A 17,502-nucleotide genomic window follows, 5' to 3' on the forward strand; every position below is an offset into this window, starting at 1 on the left:
ACGGAAAGACCCCCCTCCGGCACATCAGCCTGGAGGAGGGTCTTTCGCGTGGTGCGGGTGGTACCGGGGTACTACTGGGCGTCGCGCTCCTGCACCGCGAGGGCGCGCTCGACGCCCGCGAGGTTCTCCTGCACGAGGCGGCGGAGAGCCGGGGCGGCGTCGCCGTTGGCCGCGAGCCACGCACGCGTGGCGTCGCGCAGCACGGTGTTCGCGAGCGCTGCCGGGTACAGCCCGACGATCAGGTACTGCGCGATCTGGTAGGTCCGCGACGTCCAGATCGGCAGCAGCATGTCGAAGTACGGCTGCACGAACGCGTCCAGCACGTCCACGCCCGCGGGGTGGACGAGTCCGGCCGCGGCGGCACGCACGATCGTGTTGGGAAGGTCGTCGTTCTCCACGAGCGAGTCCCACGCGATGCGCTTGGCCTCGACGGTCGGCAGCGCGGCCTTCGCCTGAGCGGCGAACTCGCCGCCCTTGGCCGTGTTGTCGGCAGCCAGCGCGGCGTCGATGTCGGACGCGGAGACCACGCCGGCCGTCGCGAGCGAGACGAGCAGTTGCCACGACAGGTCGGTATCGATATCGAGACCCTCGAAGGTCACGTCACCGTCGCGGACCTGGCGGACGAGCTCCGACTGCGCCGGGTTCGCCGCTGCACTGGCGAACGTCGTCACGAACTGGAGCTGGCTGTCGCTGCCGGCCTCGGCGGCCTGCGCGAGCGCCCAGAGGCCCTCGGCGACCTTGACGCGCGTCGCATGCCGCTTCTCGGGGGAGACATACGCGTTGGCGGCGAGCAGCAGCTGACCGAGCGTGGTGCGAACGGTCGTGGACTCGGTCTCGGCGCCGATGTTTCGCAGCACGAGGTCGACGTAGTCGCTGGCGGATGCCTCGGCATCCCGCGTCTGATCCCATGCGGCACCCCACACCAGCGAGCGGGCCAGCGGGTCGCTGATCGCGCCGAGGTGGTCGATCGCCGTCTTGAGCGACCGCTCGTCGAGGCGGATCTTCGCGTAAGCGAGGTCCTCGTCGTTGAGCAGCACGAGGTCGGGGCGCTCGATGCCCTTGAGCTCGGTGACCTCGGTGCGGTCGCCGTCCACGTCGAGCTCGACGTGGTGCACGCGCACCAGGGCGCCGTCCTTCAGGCTGTAGAACCCGACACCGAGGCGGTGCGGGCGGATGGTCGGGTAGTCGGCCGGCGCGGTCTGCACGATCGCGAAGCGCGTGATCCTGCCGTCGACGCCTTCCTCGATGAGCGGCGTGAGCGTGTTGACGCCCGCCGTCTCGAGCCACTTCTTCGACCAGCCGGACAGCTCGCGGCCGCTCGTCTTCTCGAGCTCGGCGAGCAGGTCGCCGACCTCGGTGTTGCCCCACTCGTGCTTCTTGAAGTACTCCGAGACGCCGGCGAAGAACTGCTCGATGCCGACCCAGGCGGCCAGCTGCTTGAGCACCGATCCGCCTTTGGCGTAGGTGATGCCGTCGAAGTTGACCTGCACGTCTTCGAGGTCGTTGATCTCGGCGACGACCGGGTGCGTGGAGGGGAGCTGGTCCTGGCGGTACGCCCAGGTCTTCTCCATCGCGTTGAACGTGGTCCACGCCTCGGTCCACTCGGTGGCCTCGGCAGTGGCGATGGTGGAGGCCCACTCGGCGAAGGACTCGTTCAGCCAGAGGTCGTTCCACCACTTCATGGTGACGAGGTCGCCGAACCACATATGCGCCAGCTCATGCAGGATCGTGACGACGCGGCGCTCCTTGACGGCATCCGTCACCTTGCTGCGGAAGACGTAGGTCTCGGTGAAGGTGACCGCACCGGCGTTCTCCATCGCGCCCGCGTTGAACTCGGGGACGAACAGCTGGTCGTACTTGGCGAACGGGTACGGGTAGTCGAACTTCTTCTCGAAGTACGCGAAGCCCTCGCGGGTCTTGTCGAAGATGTAGTCGGCGTCCAGGTGCTGCCACAGGCTCTTGCGGCCGTAGACGCCGAGCGGGATGACGCGGCCGGAGGTGCTGGTCAGCTCCGAGAACGTGGACTCGTACGGGCCCGCGATGAGCGCGGTGATGTACGAGGAGATGCGCGGGGTGGGCTCGAAGGTCCACGTGGCCCGGCCGTCGCCGTGCTTCTTCGGCTCGGGGGTGGGGGAGTTGGAGATGACCTTCCACGGCTCGGGCGCGGTGATCGTGAACTGGAACGTCGCCTTGAGGTCGGGCTGCTCGAACACCGTGAAGACGCGGCGGGAGTCGGGCACCTCGAACTGCGAGTAGAGGTACACCTCGCCGTCGACGGGGTCGACGAAGCGATGCAGGCCCTCGCCCGTGTTCGTGTACAGGCAGTCCGCGTCGACGATGAGCTCGTTCTCGGCGGCGAGATCGGTCAGCGCGATGCGCGAATCGGCGAAGGCCGAGACCGACACGTCGCGACCGTTCAGGGTGATCGAGCGGACGTCGCGGGCGATCAGGTCGATGAACGTGCTCGCGCCGGCGACGGCGCTGAAGCGCACGACGGTGCGGGAGGAGAAGACCTCGTCGCCCTTCGTGAGGTCGAGCGAGACGTCATACGAGTGGGTGTCGACGATCGTGCGGCGCTCCTGCGCCTCGATGCGGGTGAGGTTCTCTCCAGGCACTGCGATGCTCCCAAGGGGTGAGGGTGGATGCCGGGGCATGGCGCTGCTGGCGCCGACGGCAACCCGTACAGCCTACGCGGCGGCGGCATCCTCGCGAAGGACATGGCTGCGCGCGTGTTCGACGGCGGTCGGGAGGTCGTCGAAGAGGTGGTTGTGGTGGCGGAGCGACTGCAGCACTCCCACCGTCGTGAACAGATCGACATGCCCTTCCTGCACCCCCTTGATCAGCACCGTGACCCCGCGGCGCTCCCATTGCCGCACGATTTCGCTGAGCACGTGCGCCCCGGTGGCGTCGACGACTTCGAGCTGCGACATGCGGAGGATCACGACGGACACCCCCTGCAGCGATGTCACGCTCTCGAGCACCCGATCGGCCGCCGCGAAGATCAGCGGCCCGTCGATGCGGATGACCGCGATCCGTTCATCGCCCGCGACGGGCGGGCCCGGGAGGTCCTCCCGGTGCACGCCGGTGGAGCGGGACAGGCTGCGGATCGCGAAGGCGCCGGCCACGATCATGCCGATGATCACGGCGACGATGAGGTCCACCGAGACCGTCACGATGGCGGTGATCACGAACCCCGCGGCATCCGCCTTGGTCGACCTCAGAATCGATCGCGCGGTGCCGATGTGCACCATGCGCACCGCGGTGACCATGAGCACCCCGGACAGTGCGGCGAGGGGAATCCTGCCGACGGGACCGGCGGCAAGGAGCACGACCAGCAGGAGGACGACGGCGTGTGCGATCGACGCGAGGCGCGTGCGGCCGCCGGAACGCACGTTGACGGCGGTGCGAGCGATGGCCCCGGTGGCCGGCATCCCGCCGAAGAGCCCGGCGGCGACGGAAGCCAGTCCCTGGCCCACCAGCTCGCGATCGGGGTCGTAGCCACCCGTATCGGCGAGGGAGGCGGCGACCCGAGCCGACAGCAGGGACTCGATCGCGGCGAGGGCCGCGACGGTCAGCGCGGGCAGCAGCAATGCGGCAATCGTGGCCGGGTCGAAGGAGGGCAGGGCGAGGCCGGGCAGGCTGGTCGGCAGTGCGCCGATCACCGTCAGCGGCGAGGGCAGCACCACGGCCAGCAGTGTCACTGCGATGATCCCGATCAATGAACCGGGAAGCGCGCGGTGAACCCGCGGCAGAAGGACCATGCATGCCGTGACGATCGCGACGGCGCCGAGCGCCCAGAGCAGATACCCCACGTCGGCATGGACGAGCGAGTCCACGGCGGCGAGGATGACATTCGTCTCGGAGCTGTGGCTGTCCGGCCCCGTCAGCGCGGGTACCTGCTGCAGGAAGATGATGATCGCGATGCCGACGGTGAACCCTTCGATCACCGGCCACGGGATGAAGGACACGGCGCGTCCCAGCCGCAGGACGCCGGCCACCAGAACGATGATTCCCGCCATGACGCTCACCAGGGCGACTGCCGCGATGCCCTGCGAGGCCACGATCGGCGCGAGCACCACGACCATCGCTCCCGTGGGACCCGAGATCTGCACGTGCGAGCCGCCGAACACGGCCGCCACGACACCCGCGACGATCGCGGTGATCAGACCTGCCTCGGCTCCTGCTCCCGAGGAGATTCCGAATCCGAGTGCCAGGGGGAGGGCCACGATGCCGACCGTCAGCCCGGCCAGGAGGTCGCTCCGCCAGGACCGCCGAACGCCTCGATAGTCGGCGAGTGAGGGGAGCAGGGCGCGCGCCGAAGCCAGCAGCCTGTTCAACGACGGACCTGGAGCGTCGGCAACTCGCCGACGCCGTCCGCACGGTCGCGCTCCGCCGCCATCACCTCTCCGAGCAGCTGACGTGCCACCACCAGCAGGTCAGCGATCGTGCGTGAACTCAAGCGGTAGTAGACGTGACTCGCCCGCCGTTCCGACTCCACCAGCCGGTGGCGCCGCAGGACGGACAAGTGCTGGGAGAGGTGAGAGGACTCGAGGCCGGTCTCCTCCTGCAGCGCGCCGACCGTGAGCTCATCACTCGCCGAGAGCAGCTCGAGGATCCGGATTCGGAACGGATGAGAGAGGCCTTTGAACAACCCGGCCTTCACTTCGTAGAGCGGACGTTCTGCATTGCTTGATGGCATGATGAAATCATCATATCGCTTGGTGTCCGCGCTCGATCGATGCCGGGTCGACGCCCGTGGGACCTGACGCGGCGGCGGCGGTGTCAGGATGGACGCATGGGTGAAAGCGATGTGCAGCCGTCCGGATCCGACCTCGACGGTGGGGGAGCGGTGCCGTTCGCCTCACCCGAAGCCCGTGGCGGGGCGCCGTTCGTCGAGGTGCCGGTCGCCTATGACGCGGTGCTGCTGGCCGGCTTCGGCGGTCCCGAGGGGCAGGAGGACGTCATCCCGTTCCTGCGCAACGTCACACGCGGGCGCGGCATCCCCGACGAACGCCTCGAAGAGGTCGCGCACCACTACCGCCACTTCGGCGGCATCAGCCCGATCAATGCGCAGAACCGTGCGTTGAAGGCCGCGCTGGAGGCCGAGCTCGCCGGCCGCGACCTGCACCTGCCGGTGTACTGGGGCAACCGCAACTGGGCGCCGTACCTGGAGGATGCGGTGACGGATGCCGCGGCCTCCGGTCACACGAACCTCCTCGCCGTCGCGACCAGCGCGTACAGCTCTTTCTCCAGCTGCCGGCAGTACCGCGAGGACTTCGCCCGGGTGCTGACCGACACCGGACTCGGCGACCCGTCGCTGCCGGCCCCGATGACGATCGACAAGGTGCGTCAGTTCTTCGACCACCCCGGCTTCGTCTCGGCCTTCGTCGCAGGCGTGCGTGACGCCGTGCAGGGCTTCCTCGCCGACGGCATCGCCCCCGAGGCGATCACGGTGCTGTTCTCGACCCACAGCATCCCGACCGCCGACGCCGAGCGTTCCGGCCCGCGCGACCAGGACTTCGGCGAGGGCGGCGCTTATGCGGCGCAGCACCGCGCCGTGGCCGCCTATGTCATGGCGGAGGTCGCAGCGGCGGTGCCCGTTGCCGACGGAGTGCGCTGGGAGCTCGTCTACCAGTCCCGGTCGGGCCCGGCGTCGCAGCCCTGGCTCGAGCCGGACGTGTGCGACGTGATCGGCGAGCTCCCCGGCCGCGGGATGCAGGCCGTCGCGGTGGTGCCGCTGGGCTTCATGAGCGACCACATGGAGGTGCTCTGGGACCTCGACACCGAGGCGCTGGATGCGGCCACCGAGGCGGGACTCCGGGCCGTGCGCACCCCGACGCCCGGGGTGGATCCCGCCTTCGTCTCGGGACTGGTCGACCTCATCCAGGAGCGGTTGAACGGCACCGCGCCCGGTGAGCGCCCGCACTCGACCGACCTCGGACCGTGGTTCGACGTGTGTCGTCCCGCGTGCTGCGAGAACATCCGTGCGGGGTTCAAGCCCGCCGCGGCGGGGGTCGCCCCGTGACTCGACTCTAGGATTGGGCCATGCGCATCCATATCGCGACCGACCACGCCGGCCTCGAGTTCTCCACGCAGCTCATGCACCACCTCGCTGAGGCGGGACACGACGTCGTGGACCACGGACCCCTCGAGTACGAACCGCTCGATGACTATCCGTCCTTCTGCATCCGTGCCGCCCAGGCCGTCGTGCGCGACCAGGCCGCCGGCATCGAGGCTCTCGGTGTCGTCTTCGGCGGCTCGGGCAACGGCGAGCAGATCGCCGCGAACAAGGTGCACGGCATCCGTGCCGCCCTGGTCTGGAACATCGCGACCGCCGAACTGGCCCGCGAGCACAACGACGCCAACGTGATCTCGATCGGTGCCCGCCAGCACACGTTCGAGGAGGCGGCATCCTTCATCGACCGCTTCATCGCCACGCCGTTCTCCGGTGAGGAGCGCCACGTGCGCCGCATCGCGCAGATCGCCGCGTTCGAGGCGGACGGCTCGCTCGAGCCCGACCCGCGGGTGCTCGTGGCGCGCGGCGGCGAGGACGTCGATCAGATCGACCCCGAGGCAGGCTGATGCCGGAGGGCCATTCCGTCCACCGGATCGCCCGCCAATTCGACCGCAACTTCGTCGGTCGGCAGGTCGCGGCATCCAGTCCGCAGGGGCGGTTCGTCGAGGGCGCGGCGATGATCGACGGCACGAGCGCGACCGCTGTCCGCGCGGTCGGCAAGCAGATGTTCCTCGAGTTCGAGGACGACCTGTGGCTGCGCGTGCATCTGGGCATGTACGGCGCCTGGGACTTCGCCGGCGAGATCCTCGTGGACCCGACGATCGCTTCGGCGAACGGGCGGATGGGGCAGACCAACCAGCGCGGCACGGATGAGGCCGCGATCCTGGATGCTGCGGGCGAGAACTCGCTGAGCTCGATCGGTGCTCCGCGGCGCACACGCGTGCACGTGCGCATGTCCGAGCAGACCACCGGTCTTGCCGGCGATGACCTGGAATGGCCGCCGCCGGTCGTCGGTCAGGTGCGGCTGCGGCTGATGACCGACTCCACCTGTGCGGACCTGCGCGGTCCGACCTCGTGCGAATTGCAGACGCCCGACGAGGTCGCCGCGACGATCGCCAAGCTCGGTCCAGACCCGCTGGTGGACGACATCGCCGAGGGCGAGGAGCGCTTCACCGCCGTGGTGCGGCGCAAGCCCACCCCGATCGGGCTGCTGCTGATGGACCAGAGCGTCGTCAGCGGAATCGGCAACGTCTATCGGGCCGAACTGCTGTTCCGCGCGCGCCAGAACCCGCACACTCCGGGCAAGCAGGTGCGCGAGGAGGTCGTGCGCGAGCTGTGGCGCGACTGGGTGCGGCTGTTGTCGATCGGCGTCGAGACCGGCCAGATGATGACGATGGACGACCTGGATCCGACCGCTTACCGCAAGGCGATGGCGCACCGCGACGACCGGCACTGGGTGTACCACCGCGCCGGGCTGCCGTGCCGGATCTGCGGCACCGAGATCGTGCTGGAGGAGATGGGCGCCCGCAAGCTCTATTGGTGTCCCTCCTGTCAGGCCTGAGCCGAGGCGAACACTCGTAGGCTGAACCCATGCGTCAGAACCCTTCCTTTGCGATGACGGATGTCGCGGAGCTGCGTCGACTGATCGACCTCAACCCGTGGGTGACCCTGGTGAGTGCGACCGATGACGGGCTTGTCGCGTCCCACTACGCCGTGCTGCTGGACGCCGACCGCGACGACCTGACGATCGTCGGCCACGTCGGCAAGCCGGACGACCTCGTTCACGGACTCGGCGAGCGCGAGCTGCTCGTCGTCGTGCAGGGACCGCACGGGTACGTGTCGCCCGGCTGGTACGGCGATGTCGCGGCCGTGCCCACCTGGAACTTCATCTCGGCCCACCTGACCGGCGTCCCCGAGGTCCTCGCCCCTGAGGAGAACCTGCGCGTGCTCGAGCGTCTGGTGGAGCGGTTCGAGAAGCCCATGCCGGAGCCGCGCCTGATGTGGCAGGCGCCTAACGACCCCGCGTTCGTGGAGCGGCTGGAACGGGGGACCGTCGGGTTCCGCCTCACGCCCACCAAGGTCGTCGCCAAGCGCAAGCTCAGTCAGAACAAGACCCCGGAGGTCATCGAGACCGTGATCGCCCAGCTCTCCGCCGAAGGGCCGCACGCCAACCCGGCGCTCGCCGCCGAGATGCGTCGCGCCGAGGACGCGCGAGTGCGTCCGTGAGCGGGATCGGCGCCCAGATCGGCACGATCACCCGGACACGCATCGCCGGCGCCGGGCGGGAGTTCCTGCCCGACGGTGACACCGTCTACGACGTCTTCCTCGACGGCGGGGTCATCGCCGACATCGCGCCCGCGGGAGCGATCCGCCCACGCGGCGAGGTCGTCGACGCCGACGGCACCTGGCTCATCCCCGGCCTGTGGGATCACCACGTCCACGTCGTGCAGTGGGCGCTGTCGGCCCAGCGCATGCCGCTGGGCGAGGCCACGTCGGCCGCCCATGCCGCGCGCATCATGGCGGACGCACCTGTCCTGCCCGACGGGCGGCGCATCGGCACGGGTTTCCGCGATGCGTTCTGGAGCGACATCCCGACGCTGGATCTGCTCGATGCCGCCACCGGCGACATTCCGACGTACCTGATCAACGCGGACGTGCACAGCGTATGGCTCAACACAGCGGCCCTGCGCCGTGAGGGACATGAGCGCGATGCGAGTGGTCTGCTGCGCGAGGAGCCGGCGTTCGAGATCTCGCGGCGCCTCAATGCCGTCGATCCGGTCATCGGCGATGCGCTCGTGGCGAAGACGGCGCAGGATGCCGCGACCCGCGGTGTGGTGGGGCTCGTCGACTTCGACATGGCCTGGAACGAGGAGTCCTGGGCGCGGCGACTGGCCTCGGGCTTCGATGCGCTCCGGGTCGAGTTCGGCATCTACCCCGAGTACCTCCCGCGCGCCCTCGCCGCCGGACTGCGCACGGGTGATCCGGTGCGCGGCTCCGAACTCGCGCGCGTCGGATCGCTCAAGGTCATCACCGACGGATCACTCGGCACGCGGACCGCGGCCTGCTCGCACGCATACCCGGACGACCCCGCGAACCGGGGGATGCTGACGGTGGCGCCCGAGCGACTGCTCGCCCTGATGACGGACGCGACGGCGGGCGGGCTGGCGTGCGCCATCCACGCCATCGGCGACGTCGCGAACTCGCACGCGCTCGATGCCTTTGCCGCGACCGGCGCGTGGGGCACCATCGAACACGCGCAGCTCGTCGCACATGTCGACATCCCGCGATTCGCCCGGCTGGGCATCGGGGCCAGCGTGCAGCCGGAGCACGCGGTCGATGACCGTGACCTGACCGACACGGTGTGGGCGGAGCAGACCGGACTCCCGTATCCCCTGCGAGCGCTCGCCGACACCGGCGCCAACCTGCTGTTCGGCTCGGATGCACCCGTCTCGCCCTTGGATCCCTGGGCGGCGATCGCGGCAGCGGTGTTCCGCACGCGCGATGGACGCGAAGCCTGGCAGCCGGAGCAGGGCGTGGACGTGGCGACCGCGCTCGCGGCCTCGACGTACGGCGGGTCCACCGCCGGGGCGCGCATCGAACCCGGCGCGCTCGCCGACCTGGCTCTGTGCGACCGCGATCCGCTGACGGCGACCGAGCCCGAGATGCGGGACATGGCCGTGGTGGCGACGCTGCTCGGCGGGCGGCTCACGCACCGCGCGTAGGGGGTTATCCCCCCGGTCGTCTCGGTAGGCGGTCGGATGCCGCAGGGCCGGCGTTTTCGCGACGCTGGAACGGTGACATCGACACCCGACTTCCCCGCCGCGCCGACGGCGCCGCCACGCACGCCTGTGCGTCCGCCGCGCCGCCGCGGTGCGCTGATCGCGATGCTCATCGCCCTCCCGATCGTGCTGCTGGTGGTCGTCGTCGGCATCCTGATCGCGGTGTTCGTACCGTTCGGGCGCCCCACACCGCCGGCCACCGGCGCCGTCGAGTTCACCCAGCCGATGCCGATCCCGCCGCTGGCCGAGTCCCGCGTCGAGGACGGCGTGCGGGTGTTCACGCTGGAGGCCCAGACGGGGACCACCGACTTCGTGCCGGAGGGGAGCACGCCGACCCTCGGGTACAACGGTTCCTATCTCGGGCCGACACTCGTGGCCCAGCGCGGGGAGACCGTGCGTGTCGATGTCGGCAACAGCCTCGACGAGAGCACGACGGTCCACTGGCACGGGATGCACCTGCCCGCCGCCATGGACGGCGGCCCGCACAACCCGATCGCGCCGGGGGACACCTGGCACCCGGAGTGGGCCATCGATCAGCCCGCCGCGACGCTCTGGTACCACCCGCACCTGCACGAGCGCACGCGCGCACAGGTGGACGCCGGACTGGCGGGCATGTTCCTGCTCCGTGACGACACGGAGAGCGCCTTGGCTCTGCCGTGCACCTACGGGGTCGACGACTTCCCTGTGATCGTGCAGGACCGCAGCTTCGGCACCGACGGCGCGTTCTCGGGTGGATTGGGCACGCAGTTTGACGGGGCGCTCGGTGACACGATCCTCGTGAACGGTGCGACGACACCGTATCTCGACGTGTCGACGGAGAAGGTGCGGCTCCGGCTGCTGAACGGCTCCAGCGCGCGCATGTACGACTTCGCGCTCGCCGACGGCCGTGACTTCGACCTCATCGCGACCGACGGCGGACTGCTGAGCGCACCGGTGCCGACCGACCGGGTGCCCCTGTCACCGGGGGAGCGAGCCGAGATCATCGTGACGCTGCGACCCGGCGAGACGGTCGCGATGCGATCGCTCGCCCCGGACCCTGCACTGAACGCCGGGTCGGCGGCCTTCGACGTCTTCGAACTTCGTGCCGCGGCATCCCTTGCTCGCTCTGCGGAACTGCCGACCGTGCTCGCCGACGTGCCCGCCCCGGATCTGAGCGACATCGCCCAGGAGCGCAACTTCGTGATGTCGGGTCACAACATCAACGACCGGCAGATGGAGATGAATCGCGTCGACTTCGTCGCGACGGTCGACACGAGCGAACTGTGGACGGTGCGGAACGAGAATCCGCTGCCGCACTCGTTCCACGTGCACGACACGCAATTCCGGGTCGTCAGTATCGATGGCCAAGCACCCCCGGCGCGCCTGGCGGGCTGGAAGGACACGATCGCGCTCGAGTCGCAGCGCGAGTATCGGCTGCTCGTCCGCTTCGAGGACTACGCGGATCCGACCACGCCGTATATGTACCACTGCCACCTCTTGTGGCATGAAGACCAGGGCATGATGGGACAGTTCCTGGTCGTCCAGCCGGGCCAGCAGCCCGCCCTGAACCGTATCGAGGGAGACGACGATGACAATCACGGCCACTGAGACCCGCCCGACCGGGTGGAGGTCCTACGGCGAACTGTGGAAGCGCACGCCCGGCAGCGCCGCCTACCTGCTGCTGGTCTTCGCGCTGGCGATGATCAGCGTAAGCGTGCTCGCATCGCTGTTCTGGGCGGGCGTCGGCATGCTCGTCATCATCGTGGGTCTGCCCATCGTGGTGCTCTCTCTGCTCATCGCCCGCGGCTTCGGCATCGCCGACCGATTCCTCCTGCTGCTGACCGGTCTGCCGCCCATCAGCGAGCCGGAATGGAACCACGACACGCCCGACAAGACCGGGTTCTGGATGACGCTCACCCGCCCGGTGCGCACTGCGCGTTACTGGTGGTCGCTGCTGCACGGCATGATCGTCAGCCCGATCGTGAGCACCGTCACGTTCACGCTGACGGTCGTCTGGCTCAGCGTCGGGCTCGGTGGGCTCACCTACTGGTTCTGGGGTGCCTTCCTCCCGCGGGGCGACATCGCGGGGCGCGACGGCGACTGGGGAGTGTATGTCGCCGACGCACTTCCGTGGCTGTTCGGCGGCTGGTCGTCGTGGGCGGTCGAGGTCGTGCTGTACCTCGTGGCCGGTGTGATCTTCACCGTGACCATGCCGTGGGTGCTCGGCGGGCTGGCCCGCGTGCACCACGCGATCGCCGCAGCCATGCTCGGTCGTTCGCGCTCCGATGACCTCGCCGTCGAGGTGCGGGCCGAGGCGAGGGCCAGAAGCGCCGCCGTGCACGCCGAGGACGTCGCCCTGCGCCGCCTGGAGCGCGACATCCACGACGGTCCGCAGCAGCGTCTCGTGCGTCTGCAGATGGACCTGGCCGCCCTCGAGCGGCGCGCGGAGTCGGGAGACGCGGATGCCGCGGCCGGCCTCGCCCGCGATGCGCGTACCCACGCCAAGGCCGCGCTCGACGAACTGCGTGCCCTCTCCAGCGGGGTCGCTCCGCCGCTGCTGCAGGACCGTGGGCTCACCGCGGCGCTGAGCAGCCTCGCAGAGCTCGCCGGCCTGCCCGTGCAGGCCGACCTCGACCCGGAGATCGATGAGGCCGTCAGCCCGGAGATCGCCCGCACGGTGTACTTCACCGTGGCGGAGCTGCTCACCAACGCCGTGAAGCACTCCGGGGCCACCGCGGCGACGGTCAAGGCCTCGCTCCGCCGCTCCGAGACCGGCGTGCCCGAGATGCTCGATGTGTGGGTCGTGGACAACGGTCGCGGCGGTGCGCACATGGCGCCCGGGCACGGTCTCGAGGGCTTGCGCGACCGCATCCTCGGTCTGCGCGGCGTGCTGAAGGTGGAGAGCCCGCTCGGCGGACCGACCACCGTCGGCGCCCACGTGCCACTGCCGACCGCCGGATGAGCGACACCTATTCTGGGGGGATGACCGTGCCGGAGCATCCCCTCAGAGTCGTCCTCGTCGAGGACTCGGTGCTGCTGCGCGAAGGGCTGATCCGACTCTTCGACGAGGCCGGCTATGTCACGGCCGGGGCGTTCGGCGACGCCGAGGACATCCTCGAGCGCGTGCGTGACGCCCGAGCGGATGTCGCGATCCTCGACGTGCGGCTGCCGCCCTCGTTCCGCGACGAGGGCATCCGGGCGGCACTGCAGCTGCGCGCGGAGGCGCCCGACATCGGCATCCTCGTGCTCAGCCAGTACGTCGAAGGCGTGTACGCGCGAGAGCTGCTCGCCGGGGGAGAGGGCGGGGTCGGCTACCTCCTCAAAGACCGCGTCACGTCACTCGAGGAGTTCACCGACGCCGTGCGACGGGTGCAGGAGGGCGGCACGGTCCTGGATCCGCTGGTGGTGCGGCAGCTGCTGGCCGCACGGCCCGATCCGCTGTCGGCGCTGACCCCGCGCGAGCGCGACGTGATCGAGCTCATGGCCGAGGGATGCAGCAACGCGACGATCGCGGCCCGGCTGTTCATCGGCGTCGGTGCGGTGGAGAAGAACGTGAGCTCGATCTTCCAGAAGTTCGGCCTCGAGGAGTCCGGCTCCGATCACCGGCGGGTCCTCGCAGTCCTCGCGTTCCTGCAGCGCTCCTGACGGCCGAGCATTCCCGGTCTCAGAGCCGGGGGCGGCTCGCCGGCAGCACGGACCGGAGAGGCCTATCGGGTGACTCGCTCGCCCCGACCGTGCACCGGTCTGGCGTTCGCTGGGGGCTCTCCGACCTCGTGGACGGTGTGGCCGACGCACGCCGTCTTGGTCACGCTGGCTCGCTCGATGCGTGACACCGTGAACCAGCGCATCGCGTCGCGCAGTCGGCACCACCCGACGAGGTACCACTGGCCGTTCGTGGAGGCGAACAGCACGGGTTCGACGTCCCGGGTGGTCGTGACGCCGTCTCCCGATGTGTAGCGCATGCGGATCACGCGCTGCTCGGCCATCGCCTCTTCCAGTGCCGACCTGATCGCGCGCGAAGAGGATGAGGGGACCGCGTTGACCCAGACCCGGCCGGCCAGATCTTCGGCTCTCGCTCGGGTTCTGGGGTCGAGAACGTCCAGGATCTTCTGGATGCCGGCCGTTGCCAGATCGGCGTAGGGGGCATCGGGTGCAGCGGACACGGCCGACATGAGCGCGACGGCCTGCGCGGGAGACAGGCTGACAGGCGGCAGGGATGCACCGATGGCCAATCCGTAGCCGCCGCCCGGACCGGGACGCGACCATATCGGCGCGCCGCTGTTCTCGAGCGCCGCGAGGTCTCTCTTGACTGTGCGCACGGATACGCCGAACTCTCTCGCCAGCCGCTCGGCGGAGCATCCCCGTGATCCGTTCCGGCGCAGCATCTCGGACAGGGCATGGAGTCGTTCTGCTCGCTTCACCGTTCAGCCCGCAGCAAATTCATGACACAAATAGTGACATACACCTGCCCGGACCGCCCACGAAGCTAGTGACATGACCAGTACTACGAGCAGTCCGACCGTCATCCTCATCGCCGGCCACTGGCTGGGCGCGTGGGCGTGGGACGAAGTCCTTGAACACCTGAACACCCACCACTCTCGCGCCATCGCGATCACGCTGCCCGGTCTCGATGGGGACGATCCCGAGCGTGCAGAGAAGACTCTCGACGATCAAGCCGCAGCAATCCTCGACGGTCTCACTCGGCTCCGGGTTCCCGGGGATCAGCCCGCGATCGTCGTCGCTCACAGTGGGGCCAACGCCCCCGTCAGCCTCGTCCTTGACCGGCACCCCGAGCTTGTTCGTCGGGTGATGTGGGTCGACTCCGGCCCTGTGGCGACGGGAAGCGTCTTCGCCCCAGATCTCCCGGAGGGGGTGGAGGAGGTTCCGCTGCCGCCCTTCGACGTCCTCGGACAACAGGCGAGCCTCGAAGGCCTGAGCGCAGAGATCCTCGAGCGTTTTCGGGCCCGGGCCGTCCCCGAGCCCGGCCCCGTGCTTCGTCAGCCCGTCGAACTCACGAACGACGCTCGCCGCAAAGTCCGGACCACCCTGGTGTGCTGCTCGATCCCGAGCGCGCAGGTGCTCGAGCTGTCCCGTGCAGGCCACGCCATGTTCGCCGAAGTCGCGAACCTCGAGCACCTCGACGTCATCGATCTCCCGACCGGCCATTGGCCCATGTGGAGCCGTCCCGGCGACCTCGCCAACGTCATTCAGTCGGCGGCTTCTCGAGCCGACTGAGCTGTACGCCAAAACCTACGCCGTGCAGTTGGCGGTCCGAACAGGGGAATCGGAGCTCTTGCGCAATAGATTCGGCCCATGATCCCCGTCATCCTGGACACCGACCTCGGCACCGACATCGACGATCACTGGGCTGTGGCGATGATCCTCGGATGCCCGGAGCTCGACGTGCGCCTGATCACCACGGCGTCCGGAGACACGACGTACCGCGCGCAGCTGCTCGCCGGCATCCTCAGTGCGGCTGGTCGCACCGACATCCCGATCGGGATCGGTCCGGCGACGGCGCTGCCCGAGGGAATCCCCGTGCAGACGATCCCGGCGGGCGCGGCGGCCATGCCGCTGTCCGCGTACGAGGGCATCGCGCATGAGGACGGCGTCGCGGCCATCATCGACACGATCATGGCGAGCCCGGAGCCGGTGACGCTGATCGCGATCGGACCCCTGACGAACGTGGCGGCCGCTGTGGTCCGCGAGCCGGCGATCACGTCGCGGTCCCGTGTGATCAGCATGGCCGCCTATCTGCGCGGCGGGGTCTTCTCCGGCGTGGACGGACCGCAGAAGGAGTACAACGTCATCCTCGATGTCCCGGCTTTCCGGACACTCCTCGCATCCGAGTGGGACCTCACCCTGACGCCGGTAGACAGCTGCGGGGACATCGAGCTCCAGGGGGAGCGGTTCGCACGCATCCGCGACTCCCGTAGCCCGCTGCTGCAGCTCGTGATGCGCGACTACCGGGAGTGGTGGGGCGAGTTCCCGACCGCTTCGACCGTCATCTCCTCGCCGGAGGAGCTCACCTCGGTGCTCTTCGACACACTCGCCGTCTATCTCGCATACCGCCACGACGCCGCAGACATCGTGGACCTGGCTCTCGTGGTGGACGAGGACGGGGTCGTGGCGGAAGCCTCGGAGGGCCGCACGGCGCACGTCGCCATCGGATGGCGCGACTACGACGGCTTCCTCGATCACTTGGTCGAACGGCTCGAGGCTGCTGCGGAGGCGAGCTCGATGAGCGAGGTCGCCCGCGGCTAGGGGGATGGTGCCCACACTGGGAGTACCCCCGCGCAGATCGATCAGCGGAGGGGGTTGACAGGCGCGCTCGCCGCTCATAATCTACAACCAAATGGTTGTAGAACTTGAACTCAGCGACGACGAGGTGGACCGGATCTTCCGGGCCCTCGCCGACGCGACGCGGCGTGACATCCTGCGCCGCACGATCGAGGCCGAGCAGTCGGTCTCGACGCTCGCCGCTGCGTACGACATGTCGTTCGCGGCGGTGCAGAAGCACGTCGCCGTGCTGGAGGCCGCCCGCCTGATCATCAAGCGGGCCGAGGGAAGAGAGCGACTCGTGCGCACCGATCCCGCCATGATCGCCCGGGCGCAGTTGCTGCTCGAGCGCTACCAGGACCTCTGGCGTCACCGCATCCGTCGCATCGACGAGATCCTCGCCGAGCCGGTCGAGACGCCAGATCCGAAACCTGACACCCCAGGAGGAAGCCATGCCCGTGACTGAGATCATCAGTGACCCCGCGACACTGACGATGAACATCCACGCCGAGTTCGACGCATCCGTCGATCGCGTGTGGTCTGTCTTCACCGATCCGCGCCAGCTCGAGCGGTTCTGGGGCCCTCCCGGGTGGCCCGCCACCTTCACGCGGTTCGACTTCACGCCCGGAGGGCTCGCCCAGTACTCGATGACGGGGCCGGACGGCGAGACGCACCACGCCCGCTGGGAGTTCCTCCGTATCGACGCTCCCGACTCCTTCGAGGTGCTCGACGGCTTTGCGGACGAGGCGGGGGAGCTGCTCACCGAGATGCCGCCCATGCGCATGGTGTTCTCGTTCGTCGACGAGGGTGCTCGCACACGGCTTCACGGCGTCACGCACTTCGAGTCGCTCGAGGCGCTCGAGCAGTCCGTCGCGATGGGCATGGTCGAGGGCACCCGGATGGCGATGTCGCAGCTCGACACCGTGCTGCAGAGCCTGCGCGACTATGCCCAGGGCAAGGGCACGCGGCTCGAGGTGCTCGACGACCAGCACGTGCGCATCACGCGTCTGGTCGAAGGATCGCGCGACCTCGTCTGGCGTGCGCACACAGAGCCCGACCTGCTCCGCCAATGGCTGCTCGGACCTGACGGCTGGCGAATGACGGTGTGCGAAGTCGACCCGGCGGTCGGCGGACACTACCGCTATGCGTGGGAGCCGGTCGACGGCACGGAGGGTCAGGCATTCGGATTCGATGGCGAGAACCTCGTCATGGATGGGCCGCGTCGCAGCGTCACGACCGAGCACATGACCGGCACCGACTACCCGTCGACGACGAACGACCTGCAGCTCTTCGAAGAGGACGGCGCGACGCTGCTCACGCTGCTCATCGAGTACCCGGATGCCGCGACCCGCGACATCGTGCTCGCCACAGGCATGCTCGACGGCATGGAAACCAGCTACGAGCGCCTTGAGCGCGAGGTGCTCGCCTCCGTGTGAGGTGGGCGCGAGA

Annotated in this window: 16 protein-coding genes; 12 read left to right on the plus strand and 4 right to left on the minus strand. The window is 69.1% G+C overall.

Going from position 1 to position 17,502, the window contains the following annotated elements:
• Positions 1-71: 71 nt before the first annotated feature.
• The 3 genes from pepN to ASD65_RS01555 form a co-directional block, all read right to left on the minus strand.
• Positions 72-2,615, minus strand: a complete 2,544-nt coding sequence (pepN, locus tag ASD65_RS01545) for an aminopeptidase N (protein WP_056217496.1) — start codon at positions 2,613-2,615, stop codon at positions 72-74.
• Between the two features lie 72 nt (positions 2,616-2,687).
• The gene (locus ASD65_RS01550; RefSeq protein WP_442922430.1) at positions 2,688-4,337 is read right to left on the minus strand and encodes a SulP family inorganic anion transporter; all 1,650 of its coding nucleotides are present in this window, start codon (positions 4,335-4,337) and stop codon (positions 2,688-2,690) included.
• Entirely contained in the window at positions 4,334-4,699 is a 366-nt protein-coding gene (locus ASD65_RS01555) for an ArsR/SmtB family transcription factor (RefSeq protein ID WP_056217498.1), read from the minus strand. The genes ASD65_RS01550 and ASD65_RS01555 overlap by 4 nt, the downstream gene beginning before the upstream one ends.
• A 96-nt stretch (positions 4,700-4,795) precedes the next feature.
• Between ASD65_RS01555 and ASD65_RS01560 the strand changes: the two genes are divergently transcribed.
• The 8 genes from ASD65_RS01560 to ASD65_RS01595 all read left to right on the plus strand — a co-directional run bounded on the left by ASD65_RS01560 (position 4,796) and on the right by ASD65_RS01595 (position 13,419).
• Positions 4,796-6,025, plus strand: coding sequence for a ferrochelatase (locus ASD65_RS01560; RefSeq protein WP_056217501.1), 1,230 nt, complete (start codon positions 4,796-4,798; stop codon positions 6,023-6,025).
• A 20-nt stretch (positions 6,026-6,045) separates the two neighbouring features.
• Positions 6,046-6,582, plus strand: a complete 537-nt coding sequence (locus ASD65_RS01565; protein WP_056217503.1) for a ribose-5-phosphate isomerase — start codon at positions 6,046-6,048, stop codon at positions 6,580-6,582.
• A complete protein-coding gene (locus ASD65_RS01570) occupies positions 6,582-7,577 on the plus strand; it encodes an Fpg/Nei family DNA glycosylase (RefSeq protein ID WP_056217506.1) in 996 nt (331 codons plus the stop codon). The genes ASD65_RS01565 and ASD65_RS01570 overlap by 1 nt, the downstream gene beginning before the upstream one ends.
• Before the next feature lie 29 nt (positions 7,578-7,606).
• Complete coding sequence (locus ASD65_RS01575) at positions 7,607-8,242, plus strand: FMN-binding negative transcriptional regulator (RefSeq protein WP_056217508.1); 636 nt, start codon at positions 7,607-7,609, stop codon at positions 8,240-8,242.
• Positions 8,239-9,738 carry an amidohydrolase gene (locus ASD65_RS01580; protein WP_056217512.1) on the plus strand — a complete coding sequence of 500 codons (1,500 nt, stop codon included), beginning with the start codon at positions 8,239-8,241 and terminating at the stop codon, positions 9,736-9,738. The genes ASD65_RS01575 and ASD65_RS01580 overlap by 4 nt, the downstream gene beginning before the upstream one ends.
• A 72-nt stretch (positions 9,739-9,810) precedes the next feature.
• Positions 9,811-11,382, plus strand: a complete 1,572-nt coding sequence (locus ASD65_RS01585) for a multicopper oxidase family protein (RefSeq protein WP_235566571.1) — start codon at positions 9,811-9,813, stop codon at positions 11,380-11,382.
• Positions 11,363-12,736 carry a sensor histidine kinase gene (locus tag ASD65_RS01590; RefSeq protein WP_056217514.1) on the plus strand — a complete coding sequence of 458 codons (1,374 nt, stop codon included), beginning with the start codon at positions 11,363-11,365 and terminating at the stop codon, positions 12,734-12,736. The genes ASD65_RS01585 and ASD65_RS01590 overlap by 20 nt, the downstream gene beginning before the upstream one ends.
• A 20-nt stretch (positions 12,737-12,756) precedes the next feature.
• Positions 12,757-13,419, plus strand: a complete 663-nt coding sequence (locus ASD65_RS01595; protein ID WP_056217517.1) for a response regulator transcription factor — start codon at positions 12,757-12,759, stop codon at positions 13,417-13,419.
• Between the two features lie 62 nt (positions 13,420-13,481).
• On the opposite strand, the gene ASD65_RS01600 is transcribed toward ASD65_RS01595, so the two are convergent.
• Positions 13,482-14,195 (minus strand): helix-turn-helix transcriptional regulator, encoded by a 714-nt coding sequence (locus tag ASD65_RS01600; protein ID WP_056217520.1) that lies wholly within the window; start codon positions 14,193-14,195, stop codon positions 13,482-13,484.
• Between the two features lie 73 nt (positions 14,196-14,268).
• On the opposite strand from ASD65_RS01600, the gene ASD65_RS01605 reads away from it, so the two are divergent.
• From ASD65_RS01605 to ASD65_RS01620, 4 genes are all read left to right on the plus strand, one after another.
• Complete coding sequence (locus tag ASD65_RS01605; protein ID WP_056217524.1) at positions 14,269-15,009, plus strand: alpha/beta fold hydrolase; 741 nt, start codon at positions 14,269-14,271, stop codon at positions 15,007-15,009.
• A 78-nt stretch (positions 15,010-15,087) separates the two neighbouring features.
• Positions 15,088-16,038 carry a nucleoside hydrolase gene (locus tag ASD65_RS01610; RefSeq protein ID WP_056217527.1) on the plus strand — a complete coding sequence of 317 codons (951 nt, stop codon included), beginning with the start codon at positions 15,088-15,090 and terminating at the stop codon, positions 16,036-16,038.
• A gap of 91 nt (positions 16,039-16,129) precedes the next feature.
• Positions 16,130-16,519 carry an ArsR/SmtB family transcription factor gene (locus ASD65_RS01615; RefSeq protein WP_056217530.1) on the plus strand — a complete coding sequence of 130 codons (390 nt, stop codon included), beginning with the start codon at positions 16,130-16,132 and terminating at the stop codon, positions 16,517-16,519.
• On the plus strand, positions 16,506-17,489 hold the full coding sequence (locus ASD65_RS01620) for an SRPBCC family protein (RefSeq protein WP_056217533.1): 984 nt from the start codon (positions 16,506-16,508) through the stop codon (positions 17,487-17,489). The genes ASD65_RS01615 and ASD65_RS01620 overlap by 14 nt, the downstream gene beginning before the upstream one ends.
• The last annotated feature ends 13 nt before the right edge of the window (positions 17,490-17,502 follow it).

This window comes from Microbacterium sp. Root61 (genome assembly GCF_001427525.1).
In the GTDB taxonomy this organism is placed as follows: Bacteria; Actinomycetota; Actinomycetes; order Actinomycetales; family Microbacteriaceae; genus Microbacterium.

Coding starts and splice junctions, on each gene's coding strand:
- ASD65_RS01555 (WP_056217498.1), bottom strand. CDS start 4,699: ATGCCATCAAGCAATGCAGAACGTCCGCTCTACGAAGTGAAGGCCGGG.
- ASD65_RS01560 (WP_056217501.1), top strand. CDS start 4,796: ATGGGTGAAAGCGATGTGCAGCCGTCCGGATCCGACCTCGACGGTGGG.
- ASD65_RS01565 (WP_056217503.1), top strand. CDS start 6,046: ATGCGCATCCATATCGCGACCGACCACGCCGGCCTCGAGTTCTCCACG.
- ASD65_RS01570 (WP_056217506.1), top strand. CDS start 6,582: ATGCCGGAGGGCCATTCCGTCCACCGGATCGCCCGCCAATTCGACCGC.
- ASD65_RS01575 (WP_056217508.1), top strand. CDS start 7,607: ATGCGTCAGAACCCTTCCTTTGCGATGACGGATGTCGCGGAGCTGCGT.
- ASD65_RS01590 (WP_056217514.1), top strand. CDS start 11,363: ATGACAATCACGGCCACTGAGACCCGCCCGACCGGGTGGAGGTCCTAC.
- ASD65_RS01595 (WP_056217517.1), top strand. CDS start 12,757: ATGACCGTGCCGGAGCATCCCCTCAGAGTCGTCCTCGTCGAGGACTCG.
- ASD65_RS01605 (WP_056217524.1), top strand. CDS start 14,269: ATGACCAGTACTACGAGCAGTCCGACCGTCATCCTCATCGCCGGCCAC.
- ASD65_RS01610 (WP_056217527.1), top strand. CDS start 15,088: ATGATCCCCGTCATCCTGGACACCGACCTCGGCACCGACATCGACGAT.
- ASD65_RS01615 (WP_056217530.1), top strand. CDS start 16,130: ATGGTTGTAGAACTTGAACTCAGCGACGACGAGGTGGACCGGATCTTC.
- ASD65_RS01620 (WP_056217533.1), top strand. CDS start 16,506: ATGCCCGTGACTGAGATCATCAGTGACCCCGCGACACTGACGATGAAC.